We start from the raw sequence: 13,774 nt of genomic DNA on the forward strand, positions 1-13,774 counted from the left end.
AAATAGTGGAGGCGGTGGGACCTGTTCCCCAACATTTCTGTTGGCAGTGGACTATGTCTTCAACCCTATTCGGGTTGCGAGGCGTATAATAGCCGCTATAAATTTACCCACTTGAGTAGCAACGACTATATGAGTCTCTACAGGGCTTCAGGCTTTGAGCCTTCACCCCTCGGCGTTGCCATACGTACGGCTTAGGTTTCGCCGATGTAAGCCTCGTTTTTCCATACGGTGGTTACCACCATAGGCGACCCAGAGATCGAACCCACGTCCGAAGGCAACCTCATGAGAGTTTCTACGAGGGTAGCCTGTGTTTATCATTCGCACTCAAGGAACCCACAGGCAGGTTCTTGAGCGCTATCCCGTTTAAGTTTCTCTCCATCCTAAACAGGAGCTTAGATGGAGAATAGCCTGCTAACCGACGCCACGTCTGGAGTCACAGGCCTACTCCAGAGGACGTAGCCGCAATTAAGCGGCTAGGGCATATGATTCGTTTGCGTCTATTTTGCGCCAACAGTTTTACGAGTTATTGGAGCTCGTCTCGCTTCTCTCATGCAAACTGCCTCCGTCGAAACCTTTCGCCCCCACTCAGTTGTCAATTTTTCCAATACCAATTGCCATTCAACAATAATTATATCATACACTATCGGCTATCGATGGGATTTTTGCCTCTCTTTGAGAGCACGCTCAATTTCCCGCCTCGCAGTCTTTTCCGCGATTTTCCTTCGCTTATCGTAGAGATGCTTACCCCTAGCTAAACCCAGTTCAACCTTGGCAAAGCCACAAGAAAAATAAACGTTAAGAGGGATCAAGGTATATCCCCTCTCCTCTGTTTTCCCGATGAGGCGTCTTATCTCGCTCTTGTGCAAAAGGAGCTTTCGTGTCCTTCTCGGCTCCGGTTTGAGTACATCCCCATGCTCATAGGGGCTGATGTGCATATTGTACAGAAAGACCTCGCCATTTTTGATCCTGGCGAAGCTTTCCCTCATACTCACCTTTCCAGCGCGCAACGACTTTACCTCAGCTCCTTCAAGGACTATCCCAGCCTCGTACGTCTCCTCGATGAAATAATCGTGATACGCTTTCTTATTCCTCGCGACAACCTTTTGCTCCACCATGATAAATCACCTCATGGTTCTAGGTTCTAGGTTCACCGTCCACACTGGTTGGCTAGTTTGTTAGTTGGCTGGTTTGCAATTAATTCTAGCAAACTGGCAAACTAGCCAACAAGCCAACGAATTAGGCAGGAACAAAATCTATTCGCCTCTCACCTATGACCACGTTCGCGACCCTTATGGTAACCTCTTGTCCCAGCCTAAAAATCTTTCCAGTGCGTTGCCCCCTCAATAGGAAGCGATCGGGTTCATAATGATAATAATCGTCAGTTAAATCACGGATGTGAATCAAACCCTCCGCGGAGTTTGGGATTTGAACAAACAAACCATAGGCGGTCACACCCGTTATGATCCCCTTAAAGACATCCCCAATATGCTGCTCCATCAACTCGCAGAGCTTGAGATCGACGGAATCTCTCTCGGCTTCATCGATCTCCCTCTCTCGTATGGAACAATGCTCACAAATATCCAGAAGCCTTTTGGCCAAATCCAAAATCTTTGGATGAGAAACTTCCCCTTTTAGCACAGCTTTTACCATTCGATGCACCACAAGGTCGGGATATCGTCGAATGGGAGAGGTGAAATGGGTATAGCAGTCTGAGGCCAACCCAAAATGGGGTTTACAAATCGGAGAATACCTCGCTTGTTTCATGGCACGTAATAACAAGTAATTGATCAGCAACCTCTCCGATCTCTTATGAGCATAAGCGATGATGTTCTGGAAAGTTTTGGGATGTATGGTCCTCATGCCCTTTATGGGATAACCCAATCCCTCCACCAACTCTTTGATTTGAGTCAGCGCTTCGGATTCTGGCCTCTCATGTACCCGGTAAATCATGGGTAAACCTTGCCAACGCATGAATCCCGCCACGGTCTCATTGGTCAAAATCATCGTTTCCTCTATAAGCATCGTGGCTGGAGTTTTTTCCCTGATCACCACATCCACGGGCTTTAACTCTTCATCGAGGATGACCTTGGGCTCAATGGTTTCAAAGTTTATGCTTCCTCTCTTTACCCGCCTTTCTTCCAAGATATTGCTGAGCTCCCTCAGCTGCGACAGACATCTCCGCATCTCCTCATTCTCAAATTCTCCTGTGATGAACAATTCATCAACTTCTTCGTAGGTGAGACGGAAATCGCTGCGGATTACCCCTTCTGCTATTTCAAAATGCCTCACCTTGCCTTTCGCATCCACGAGCATCTCCACGGAAAGGGAAAGCCTATCGACTCGGGGAATGAGACTGCAGATTTCGTTGGAAAGCTTTGGGGGAAGCATGGGGATCACTCTATCAACAAGGTAGGTACTAAATCCCCTACTGGCAGCCTCCGCATCTAAAGCATCATTCACATCCACATGGTGAGAGACATCTGCGATGTGAACCTTCAACAAAAAGTTGCCCAATTCGTCCCTCTTGATGGATACCGCGTCGTCGAAGTCCTTTGCATCCAAACCATCAATGGTAACGGTGAATTCATCTCTGTAATCCTTGCGACCAAGTAAATCTTGGGGAAGTACCTCATCCGGTATCTCTTGGCATTCAGCAAGCACGTTGAAGGGAAATACCATGGGTAATCGATGTTCCCTTATGATTACTTCTATTTCCACCCCTATTGAAGTCTCTTCACCCAAAATTTCAATTATTCTCCCCACGGGACCATGACGTCTGTTGGGCCATCGCTCTATTTGCGCTACCACCATATCACCAAGAGAAGCGCCTAGAGAAAATTTTGGAGGGATGTGGATTTTATAAAAAATCCTTGCATCAGACGGGGTAAGGAAAAAATCCCTCCCTTTTCTTTCGAACTTCCCCACAACCGTTGGATTGGCTCTTTTGAGGATTTTAACGACCTCTCCTTCGATGCTTCCTCCCTTCCTTTTCCTTTTAGATAACTTCACTAAGACCTCGTCATTGTGCATGGCTCCATTCATGGCAAAGGGACTTATATAAACATCAATTTTGTCACCTCTAACAAATCCATAGCCTCTTTTATTAGCCTGCAGGCGACCAGTTGTATAATTCAAATCCTCGGGCAATCCATATCCAGTTTTTCCGACCTTAACAAGGGTCCCTTCTTGCTCCAACCTCTGGAGGATATTTTTCAATTCAGTTTTTGATCCCATACCTTCAATGGCTTTGGCCAATTTGCCAAAGCTTAGGGGGTGGGTCTTTTTTACCAATTTCAGTACCTGCTCTTCGATCTTCATATCAACCACCATTTACGCTTTATACTACTTTATGCATGAGACATAAACCTGAATATATATTGTGATTAAGCCCGTACTTTTATGGGACAAATAAGTGATACCAATTTGCGTAACATTACACCTACCCCTCAATAAAAATTCGGTAGTGAGGATCGGTAAAGTCCTCACTACCGACGAATGACAGACGCCAAACACCTCTAGGCAGCCTTCCTTACACCCTCACCAGAAATGATGGATTTGAGTATCTCTTTTGCCTTTTCCAGCTGCTTGTCCTCTTTAGTGAGGAGTTTCCTTCTCTCCATGGGTACCACGACTTCAACATCCGGTTTTATTCCTTCCTTATGGATTGATACTCCACCCGGGGTGAGATAAGTGGCCGTGGTTATGACCAGACCTGAACCATCGGAGAGGGTAACTACGGTCTGAACCGAACCCTTCCCAAAGGTTTTTTCGCCGACTATAACCCCCCGCTTGCGCTCCTTTAAGGCTCCCGCCACTATCTCTGATGCACTGGCGCTTCCTTTGTTGACCAAAACTACGAGCGGGATTTCCTCATCGGCTCCCCCCTTCGCATCGTGTGTTTCAAGTTCCCCGGTTCTGCTCTTTACTTTCACGATGGGGCCCGATTCGATGAAAACGCTTGCAACGTTAATGGATTCGTCAAGGAGCCCTCCAGGATTATTTCTCAAATCGAGGATAATGCCTAATACCCCGTCCTCCTTGAGCTTATTCAATGTATTCTTCAAATTAGGACTCGTATTCCCAGCAAAGTAATGGATGCGTATGTAACCCAATTTATCCTCCAACATCTTTGAAGAAACATTTGGTATCTTTATCTTTTCCCTTCGTAAATAAAACTTTAATGGTTGATCGACTCCCTCTCGGGAGACGGTCAACACTACAATGGTTCCCTCCTTTCCCCTTATCAGTTGGACAGCCTTGTCCAAAACCATATTTTTAGTGGATTTGCCATCTATCTTGATGATTTTATCTCCGGCTTGGATTCCCGCTCTAGCAGCGGGTGTATCCTCCAAAGGTGAGATCACGGTGAGTTGATTATCCTCAATTCCTATCATTATCCCCACCCCTTCGAACTGACCTGCTGTTTCCTCTTTGAACATCTTAAAATGGGAACGATCAAGATACCTCGTATAGGGATCGTTTAAGGACTCCACCATGCCCTTTATTGCTCCCTTGATCAACCTACGGGTGGGGACTTTCTCCAAATAGGTGCGTTGAATCTCCTCCATGGCCTCTTGGACCAATCCCAAAGGATTTCTAGCTCTCTCTTCCTCCGCCCCTATTTGCCTTCCGAGGAGAAAACCACCGGTAAAGCAAGCCCCAAGAAACATCAACAGCAGGAAAACTCCCGCTGCTACCAGAATAATCCTTTTGAACAATCTTCACACCTCAATTCCACTACACCCTCAAAAACTTCCTCAGCGCTATAGCACTTCCAGCAACTCCCATGAAGATTCCAGCTAAAGTGAGAGTCAGCATGAGCTTCCAGAAAATGGCTTCACCGAAGGATATGGGCAGGAAGGGCAATGCCTCTTTAGCCTTACTTATGAGGGAGAGCTTGGCTACATACAAGACCAAAATGGCGGTAGTTGCACCAATTAAACCCTGCAAAATTCCCTCTAATAGGAAGGGCCAGCGGATAAACCAATTAGATGCTCCCACCAATTTCATTATGGCAATCTCTTTACGCCTGGCGAATATGGCTAGACGTATTGTGTTGGCGATTAAAACCAAGGATGCAAAGCAAAGTACGGCTATAATGATACCTCCTACCACACGGATAATCCAAGTAACTTTAAAAAACTTGGGGATCACCTTCTGCCCGTATTTTATATCCCTCTCCAAATCATCGATGAGGTTGTGGATGCCCGATCGTCGTTTTATTTTTCTCACCGTTGAAGCGACCAAACGGGGATTCTCCAGCCTTATCTCAAGGGAAGCGGGGAGGGGATTTCCAGAGACCGCTTCCAACAGCTCGGGTTGATCTTTGAGATCCTTCTTCAATCGCTCCCAAGCTTTCTCCTTGGAAATATAATAAACCTTTGACACCTCGGACCATGAAAGAATTTCATTTTGAAGGTTTTTAACCTCACTAGTGGGAGCCGAATCCCTCAAAAATACTTGAATCTCCACCTTAGATTCCAAACCCCTAATTATATTCCCCACGATTAGCGCCAATATCACCACAGCTCCCACTAGGATGAGACAGACCGCCACGGTACTCGCCGCAGCGATACTCATCACCCAATTCCTCTTGAAACTGGTTAGAGCTTCTCTGATGAAGTAGAAAATTCTAATCCTCATATCCATAAACTCCCCGGAGTTGGTCTCGAATCACTCTGCCCTCTTCTAGAGCAATGACCCGCTTCCTGAAATTGTTAACTATTTCCCGATCATGAGTTGCCATTAGCACAGTGGTCCCCGTGCGATTGATTCGGCTTAAAAGCGACACTATATCCATGGATGTTGCCGGATCTAAGTTCCCAGTGGGCTCATCGGCAAGGAGAAGGGGTGGGCGATTGACGAAAGCTCGGGCAATTGATACCCTTTGTTGCTCCCCGCCGGAAAGCTCATCAGGATAATTATCGATCTTGTCCTCCAGACCCACCAATCTGAGAACCTCGGGAACCTGGGTCTTTACTGCATAAGATGGACGACCAATGACCTCAAGAGCAAAGGCTACATTCTCATAGACGGTTTTATTGGGAAGCAATTTAAAATCCTGGAATACACAACCTATATTCCTCCTTAAGTATGGAACCCTCCATGAACGGAGGTGCACAATGTCCTGCCCCGCTATATATATCTCCCCCTTGGTTGGCAATATTTCCCTCAAGAGGAGCCTAATGATGGTGGTTTTCCCAGAACCTGTGGGACCGACTATGAACACGAATTCTCCCTTTTGTACGGTGATATTTACATCCTGTAGCGCGGGTTTATTCTCTTCATAAATCTTCGTGATATCCTTCATCTGAATCATCATCTTTGGTTCACCCCCTTTTTCTACCCAATACTCTTCCTACGGCTTCCACAATATCCTCGCTGGTGAGTCCATAATGCTTGAGAAGCTCCGCAGCCGAACCGGATTGACCGAACTCATCCTTGATGCCCACCCTAGCCATGGGGGTGGGCGTTGTCTCCGCGAGCAACTCAGCTATGGCGCTCCCAAGTCCTCCTACTATGGTATGTTCCTCGGCGGTAACCACGGCTTTCGTCTTCCCAACGGATTCTAAAATACCTTCGGCATCCAAGGGTTTTATGGTGGGCACGTTGATGACCTCAACGCTTATCCCCTTCTCCTCCAGCTTCTCCGCAGCTTCGAGCGCTTCATTGACCATGATGCCGATGGCGAAAATCGTAACGTCCGATCCTTTCCTCAACTCTAAAATCTCACCGAATTTAAATTTGTAATTTACATTGAATATTATAGGGGCGGGTTCACGACCCAGCCTAATGAACACCGGACCTTCGATGTGATAGGCTGTCTTTACTGCCTCACGCGCCTCAAAGTAATCCGCCGGTACAATTACCTTCATATTTGGGACGGCCCGCATGACTGCAATATCTTCGACGGATTGGTGAGAAGAACCATCCGCCCCCACGGAAATCCCGGCGTGGGTTGGACAGAGTTTAACATTAAGATTTGAGTAGGCAATGGTGTTTCTCACCTGCTCAAAAGCACGCCCGGTGGCAAAGATGGCAAAAGATCCCGTGTAACAGACCTTACCACAGGTGGAGAGTCCAGCTGCAATATCCATCATGTTCTGCTCGGCGATCCCACATTCGACAAAACGCTCTGGATAAGTATTGGCGAACTTAATGCTGGTCGTGGATTTAGCTAGATCCGCATCAAGGACAACGACATCTGGATATTTTGCTCCAAGTTCCAGTAGAGCATCCCCATATGCCTCTCTAGTCGCCCTCTTCTCTCTTAAATGGTTCACCGTTCACCGCTCACAGTAATTATTATTGAGATTAAGCCCGTATTTTTGTGGTTTAACCGCTTTTTTTCAGCTCTTTGAGCGCTTTCTCCATCAGTTCCTTGCTGGGAGCCTTACCATGCCACTCCACCTTGCCTTCCATGAAGGAGACTCCCTTTCCCTTGAGGGTATGAGCGATAATTATACAGGGTTTCCCCTTAGTTTTATCCGCCTTAACGAGGGTATCCACGATATCCAAAACACTGTGCCCATTCACCTCAAGTACCCGCCATCCAAAGGCAGACCACTTATCCGCGATGGGTTGAATCTCCATGACCTCGCTCACCGGTCCATCTATCTGTAAGCCATTGTAATCGAGGATGGCGACCAGATTGTCCAATTTATAATGGGAAGCGAACATCGCCGTCTCCCAAACTTCACCCTCCTGGCTTTCTCCATCGCCAATAAGAACATAAACATGGTAATCTCTCGTATCCATCTTCCCAGCTAAAGCCATTCCAGTCGCAGCCGCAAATCCGTGACCCAAAGCTCCGGTGGATATCTCCACACCAGGGACCTTTCTCATATCCGGGTGTCCCTGTAAAATTCCTCCCAACTTTCTTAAGGTCCATAAAATATCAACGGGGAAGTAACCACATTCGGCTAAAGCGGCGTAAAGAAGGGGACATGCATGACCTTTACTCAATACAAATCTATCGCGGTCAGGCCACTTGGGATCTTCCGGGCGGTGTCGCATGTGATGGAAATAAAGGGCAGCAACAATATCCGCTGCAGAGAGAGAGCCTCCTGGATGACCGGAGCCCGCTTCTCCAATCATCCTTATAACATTCCATCGAAGAGTACGTGCCTTTTCTTCTAAAAAAGTTCTTAGTTTTTCCCGATCCAAAAGGTTCACCTGGATTTTATTTCTTTCTTCCTTTCCACAAAATCTAAGACCCGTTCTAACGAGCAATTTAATATGTTCTCCTCAGAAAATCCCGCTTCAAGGGCGAGTTTAATTGCTTCCCCAAACTCGCCAACTCCCTGGGCTAAATGAGCATCGCTGCTGATAATGATATCCAAATTATATCTTCGTGCAACTTTGGCAATCTCCAGGTCATATGCATAACTACCCACTCGACTGGTACTCGTCAAGAATGAACTATTATTGATTTCAAATAAAACATCGTGGGCTGCGGCTTCAGCTACCACTTCTTCGGCATCAATGGGAAAATTTGGATTTCCCGGGTGAACGATCACATCTACGAAGGGATTTCTGATTGCACCCAATAGTGCTCTCGTATTCTTCCTCACAGTTTTCCCCTCATAACCGCAGCGAGGATGGAAGCCGACGTGAACTACATCCAGAGTCTGGAGGAGATCCTGAGGCAAATCGAGATTTCCTTTGGAATCCACGATGTTGGCTTCGGCCCCCTTCAAAATCCGTATTCCATACAATTCCCTGGGTAATACCCTTAAATTCCAGAAATGGTAAGCGTGTGCTCCCCCGGGTAAACCAGGGCCATGATCCGTGATGGCGATGAGCTTTAGACCTTTAAGGGCTGCGGCCTTCGCTATCTCATCGATGGTGCTATATGCATGACCACTGGCAACCGTATGTATATGAAGATCAGCTACTAGTTTCATTCATTCCACCTTATCTAGAAAGACTCAACCCACTAGCGACCTTAAATCGATAAGCGACGTTCGACGCGACTTTCGGTGTTAAAAGACTTTTCGCTCATCGCTGATCGCTCATCGAAAGTCGAGCTTTTTTATGGCTCTAGACTTCTCCCCTACCCCCTTTAGTTTTACGTCTATGGAAAGCGGTGATGAAATCATCGAGGTTTCCGTCCAAAACCTCTTGAACATTACCGGTTTCAAGATCAGTTCGATGATCCTTCACCAGACTATATGGATGTAGGATATATGACCTGATCTGACTCCCCCAGGCAATTTCCTTTCTCTCGCCTCGAAGTTCCTCTATCTTCCTTCGCCTTTCCTTTTGCATCCTCTCATATAGCCTGGCTCGCAAAATCTTCATCGCCGTTTCTTTGTTTTGAAATTGAGAACGTTCACTCTGGCATTGGGCTACGATACCACTGGGAAGATGGGTGATTCGGACGGCGGAATCCGTCACATTAACATATTGACCACCGGGTCCCGTGGCCCTGTAGGTTTCCACCCTGAGATCCTTAGGATCGATGCTTACCTCTATCTCCTCATCTATCAATGGGATAACGTCCACAGAAGCGAAGGAGGTATGTCTTCTCCTTTGAAAATCGTAGGGGGAAATTCTGATCAATCTATGGATACCCTTTTCAGCCTTAAGGAGTCCGTAGGCATACTTTCCATGTACGGTAAAGGTGGCGCCCTTTATCCCAGCTTCTTCACCGGGAGAGACCTCATTTACTTCCATCTTAAATCCCCTGCGCTCGGCCCAGCGAAGATACATCCTCAAAAGTATTTCCGCCCAATCCTGGGACTCGATACCACCAGCACCGGGATGGATACTAACTATAGCATCCAGTGAATCAAATTTCTCCTTAAACCAACTGCGAATTTCAAAATCCTCGACCTTTTGCTTAAGTTTCCTGAGAGATTTACCCACATCCTTGCTGAGAGCTATGTCACCTTCGGATATAGCAAGTTCGTTTAAAAGGCAGAGATCGTTATATTCTTCATTCATTCTTTCCCAGGAGGACACATCATCCTTCAAATCGCTTAAGTTCGACATGATCCTCTGTGCCTTCCGAGTATCATCCCAAAATCCCTGTTTAGCCGCCTCCAATTCGAGTTTTTTGATCTCCCCTCTCTTCGCCCCAATGTCAAAAGTAATCCCCGATTTTTTCTATCCTTTCACCAAGCCTTTGGAGCTCATCAGAGTAGTCAATCAACATCGCAATCCCACCTCTTTCATATAATAAATTAGGCATGCACAAATCCCAATTGAGCTAGAGATCCTTAATGCGAAATTTTTTAAATTAAATCATTTTAATTTTGGATTGTCATTTCACATTCTTCATTTTGAATTTTGAATTTGCTTTATCTCCCGCAGCATTTCTTGTATTTCTTGCCGCTACCACAAGGGCAAGGTTCATTTCTTCCTATCTTTCTCTTCTTCACGGGCTGAGTTGGAGTCGCTCCATAATCATCTCCAACAGCCTTGGGCATAGCTGGCATAACTGGTTCTCGCACTACCTGAACATGGAAGATATATCTGATGAAATCCTCCTTTATGCTCTGGATCAAGTTTTGAAACATCTCAAAGGCTTCGTTTTTAAACTCAATTAAGGGGTCCCTCTGACCAATGGCTCTTAAACCAATGCCCTCCTTTAAATAATCCATCTCGTAGAGGTGTTCTCTCCACTTATTGTCTATCACCTGGAGCATGATCATTCGCTCCAGCTCACGCATCGTCTCCGCTCCCAGATCTTCTTCTCTCCTCTTATAAATCCTCTTGGCGGATTCCAGAAGTTTTTCAAATAACTGATCTTGTGTTAGATTTTGCAGGTCAATGTCATCTTTACCCCAAGGAAGAGGGTAAAGATCCTTAATGTAATCAAATAATCCATCTAAATCCCACCGCTCGGGATGGGTATTTCTATCGGTGAAAGCCTCAATGGCTTCCCTTGTCACATCCTCGATGATATTCTGCACTTCCTCATGGAGATTATCGCCCGATAGACACTTGGCTCTTTGCTCGTAAATCACCTCTCGCTGCTTATTCATAACATCGTCATATTCCAGAACATGCTTTCTGATCTCAAAGTTTTGGGATTCAACCTGGCGTTGAGCGGTCTCAATGGATTTGGTGATCATCGGGTGTTTAATGGGCATATCATCGGGTATGCCCATTCTCTCCATCAGTTTACCGACCCTATCCGAACCAAAAAGTCTCATTAAGTCATCTTCCAATGAAATATAAAATTGAGATGAGCCTGGGTCTCCCTGGCGTCCGGAACGACCCCTAAGCTGATTATCGATTCGCCTGGCTTCGTGGCGCTCCGTGCCTATGACGTGTAACCCACCCAGTTGTTTGACCTCCTCAGCCATTTGGAAATCCGGAGGATTACCACCCAAAATGATGTCCACACCGCGACCAGCCATGTTGGTGGCAATGGTCACTGTGTGCTTTTTTCCTGCTTGGGCAATGATCTGGGCTTCCATCTCATGATATTTGGCGTTAAGAACCTGGTGGGGGACGCCCCGTCGCTTAAGCATCCTGCTCAGGCGTTCGGATTTTTCAATGAAGATTGTGCCCACCAACACCGGCTGCCCTCTTTTATGCCTCTCGACGATATCGTCGACTACGGCTTTAAACTTAGCTTCCTCGGTTTTATAAATCACATCGGATAAATCATTCCGGATCATTGGCTTATTGGTGGGAATAACCACCGTCTCCAAGCCATAGATGTGCATGAATTCATCGGCTTCTGTGGCTGCCGTTCCAGTCATTCCTGCGAGTTTCTCATACATCCTGAAATAATTCTGCAAAGTAATGGTGGCTAGGGTTTGATTCTCCTCCTTTATCGCCACCCTTTCCTTCGCCTCGATGGCTTCATGGAGACCATCGCTGTACCTTCGTCCAAACATTAAACGTCCCGTGAACTCGTCAACGATGATGACCTGGCCATCTTTCACCACATAATCCCGATCCCTCTTAAACAGAGAATAAGCCTTCATACTCTGTTTGTATCGGTTCAGCCACTCAATTATGGGCACACCATAGGGGGATTGGGTTAAGTCCACCAAATCATCGACACTGATGTCCAGCGCTTTGGCAATCCTCTGTTCTCCTCTACGAGTTATCTTTATGGTTTGCTCCTTCTCATTGGCGATGAAATCATACTTATATTCATACTTCTCTAGGTCAACTTCGGGATTCTTATCGTCTTTCGCCACCAAAAGCCAGCGCATGCGAGAAGTGTCTTGGTTAACCTTTCTGCAAATTCTACTCCTGTCCTCAGCAGAACCAGAAATGATGAGAGGAGTCCTCGCTTCATCGACTAGGATGCTGTCCACTTCGTCGACGATGGCATAGTGATGACTACGCTGAACTCGCTCATCTAGTGAAGTCACCATATTGTCTCTCAAATAATCGAAGCCAAATTCGGTATTTGTGCCATAGGTGACATCGGCTTCGTATGCTTCTCGCCGTTCAACGGGACGGAGGTTCTTCAAGCGTTCATCCTCAGCGGGATAACTGGGGTCAAATAGATATGCCGCATCATGCTGAAGAACTCCAACGGAAAGACCCAGAAAATGGTAGACGGGACCCATCCATTGGGTATCACGCTTAGCTAAATAATCATTTACGGTGACCACATGGGCACCCTTCCCCAACAGAGCATTAAGATAAACAGGAAGGGTTGCAACTAAAGTTTTTCCTTCACCAGTCTTCATCTCAGCGATTTTACCTTCGTGAAGGACAACCCCGCCCATGATTTGGACATCAAAATGGCGCATATTTATCGTGCGTTTGGCGACCTCTCTAACAACCGCGTAAGCTTCAGGTAGAATTGGATCCAGAATCTTGTTTCTAACCTGCTTCAACTTCTCCCTAAGCTTGATTCTTTCCTCAGGTAAAGCACTTTTAATTTCCTCCTCTAAGCGCTTTAACTCCTCCTCAAATTCTTTTGATCTTTCCTGGACGAAGCGCTTAAACTTGAGGGTCTTCGCCTTCAGCTCCTCATCAGAAAGACGACTGATCTCGGGCTCCAATGCATTTACAGCCGTTACTCTCTCCTGAAGAGCTTTTAGCTTTTTTCCTTCTCCAAAACGGAGTATCTTGTGAATTAAATTAAGCATGTGCATACACCTTCACGACTCGCCTTATTTATCTCACCTTTGACTTCAAATTTAGATTTTGTAGCATTTTACCACTATCTTAACACAATTCAGCCTCATTCTCACTTTCTCATCCCCAAGCCAAAATTTTAACTCACACAAAATCAATGACCCATTCTGCGATTTTAATTGCTTTCAAATCATATTCTGATTGACCCAACCAAACAGTGATATCCGGTCTATCTTCGCTCATAGATTACTTTCCCTTGACTCATTATCTCCTCAATGAAAAGGATTATTGTACTTGCGCATAATTCTCCACAAGCCGCGGATCCGAAGAGGATGATCCTCCCTGGTTTATACCTTTTGAATACTGCTCGGGAATTCGATTTATTTCCCTTTCGAGTGCCTTTTCTAAATCACTTTTCGCCACCGAAAGTTCCCCCTTCACGCAACAAAACAGTAGTATCCTATCATATTTTAAAAATTGAAAACAATACCACTGATTATGCCTTGGACATAATCCCAGAAGCGTGGCTCAAATCCTAAATTCGAAATCCCAAATCCCAAACAAATCCAAAATTAAAATTTTTGAAATCCTAAACCCTATTTCATTTATGTTTTGAACTTTGGATTCCTTCGACTTTGCTCAGGAGATGTTTGCTCATTTAATATTGCTTAAATTTGGTGCTTTGTGCTTAGAATTTGAAACATTCCTTGTGCTT

10 protein-coding genes and 1 other RNA gene are annotated in these 13,774 nt (G+C 45.9%); all 11 read right to left on the reverse strand.

Annotated features, from left to right (window positions below):
• Positions 1 to 3 precede the first annotated feature (3 nt).
• Positions 4 to 583: a transfer-messenger RNA gene (gene ssrA / locus AB1466_03080) on the reverse strand.
• Positions 584 to 647: 64 nt separating this feature from the next.
• Positions 648 to 1,115, reverse strand: a complete 468-nt coding sequence (gene smpB / locus AB1466_03085; protein ID MEW6189084.1) for an SsrA-binding protein SmpB — start codon at positions 1,113 to 1,115, stop codon at positions 648 to 650.
• 121 nt (positions 1,116 to 1,236) lie between these two features.
• Complete coding sequence (rnr, locus tag AB1466_03090; protein MEW6189085.1) at positions 1,237 to 3,318, reverse strand: ribonuclease R; 2,082 nt, start codon at positions 3,316 to 3,318, stop codon at positions 1,237 to 1,239.
• A 197-nt stretch (positions 3,319 to 3,515) separates the two neighbouring features.
• Positions 3,516 to 4,718 (reverse strand): S41 family peptidase, encoded by a 1,203-nt coding sequence (locus AB1466_03095; protein MEW6189086.1) that lies wholly within the window; start codon positions 4,716 to 4,718, stop codon positions 3,516 to 3,518.
• A gap of 19 nt (positions 4,719 to 4,737) precedes the next feature.
• On the reverse strand, positions 4,738 to 5,643 hold the full coding sequence (gene ftsX / locus AB1466_03100) for a permease-like cell division protein FtsX (protein MEW6189087.1): 906 nt from the start codon (positions 5,641 to 5,643) through the stop codon (positions 4,738 to 4,740).
• Positions 5,633 to 6,322, reverse strand: a complete 690-nt coding sequence (ftsE, locus tag AB1466_03105) for a cell division ATP-binding protein FtsE (protein ID MEW6189088.1) — start codon at positions 6,320 to 6,322, stop codon at positions 5,633 to 5,635. Before ftsE ends, ftsX begins: the two co-directional genes overlap by 11 nt.
• Positions 6,323 to 6,329: 7 nt before the next feature.
• Complete coding sequence (locus tag AB1466_03110; GenBank protein ID MEW6189089.1) at positions 6,330 to 7,283, reverse strand: transketolase family protein; 954 nt, start codon at positions 7,281 to 7,283, stop codon at positions 6,330 to 6,332.
• A 52-nt stretch (positions 7,284 to 7,335) separates the two neighbouring features.
• Positions 7,336 to 8,166, reverse strand: coding sequence for a transketolase (locus AB1466_03115; protein ID MEW6189090.1), 831 nt, complete (start codon positions 8,164 to 8,166; stop codon positions 7,336 to 7,338).
• A gap of 5 nt (positions 8,167 to 8,171) precedes the next feature.
• Entirely contained in the window at positions 8,172 to 8,906 is a 735-nt protein-coding gene (locus AB1466_03120; protein MEW6189091.1) for a phosphatase, read from the reverse strand.
• Positions 8,907 to 9,042: 136 nt separating this feature from the next.
• Positions 9,043 to 10,159 (reverse strand): peptide chain release factor 2 gene (prfB, locus tag AB1466_03125; protein ID MEW6189092.1). Its coding sequence is split into 2 segments (ribosomal slippage): positions 9,043 to 10,095 and positions 10,097 to 10,159, totalling 1,116 coding nucleotides; the frame shifts between segments, so codons are not numbered across the junction.
• Positions 10,160 to 10,304: 145 nt separating this feature from the next.
• Positions 10,305 to 13,070, reverse strand: coding sequence for a preprotein translocase subunit SecA (secA, locus tag AB1466_03130; protein MEW6189093.1), 2,766 nt, complete (start codon positions 13,068 to 13,070; stop codon positions 10,305 to 10,307).
• Positions 13,071 to 13,774 lie beyond the last annotated feature (704 nt).

The sequence above is a fragment of the Actinomycetota bacterium genome (assembly GCA_040755895.1).
Lineage (GTDB): Bacteria > Actinomycetota > Aquicultoria > Subteraquimicrobiales > Subteraquimicrobiaceae > Subteraquimicrobium.

What these genes read in the sequence shown, in the direction of transcription:
- smpB (MEW6189084.1), bottom strand. Translation starts at nt 1,115, where the DNA reads ATGGTGGAGCAAAAGGTTGTCGCGAGGAATAAGAAAGCGTATCACGAT.
- rnr (MEW6189085.1), bottom strand. Translation starts at nt 3,318, where the DNA reads ATGAAGATCGAAGAGCAGGTACTGAAATTGGTAAAAAAGACCCACCCC.
- ftsX (MEW6189087.1), bottom strand. Translation starts at nt 5,643, where the DNA reads ATGAGGATTAGAATTTTCTACTTCATCAGAGAAGCTCTAACCAGTTTC.
- ftsE (MEW6189088.1), bottom strand. Translation starts at nt 6,322, where the DNA reads ATGATGATTCAGATGAAGGATATCACGAAGATTTATGAAGAGAATAAA.
- AB1466_03120 (MEW6189091.1), bottom strand. Translation starts at nt 8,906, where the DNA reads ATGAAACTAGTAGCTGATCTTCATATACATACGGTTGCCAGTGGTCAT.
- secA (MEW6189093.1), bottom strand. Translation starts at nt 13,070, where the DNA reads ATGCTTAATTTAATTCACAAGATACTCCGTTTTGGAGAAGGAAAAAAG.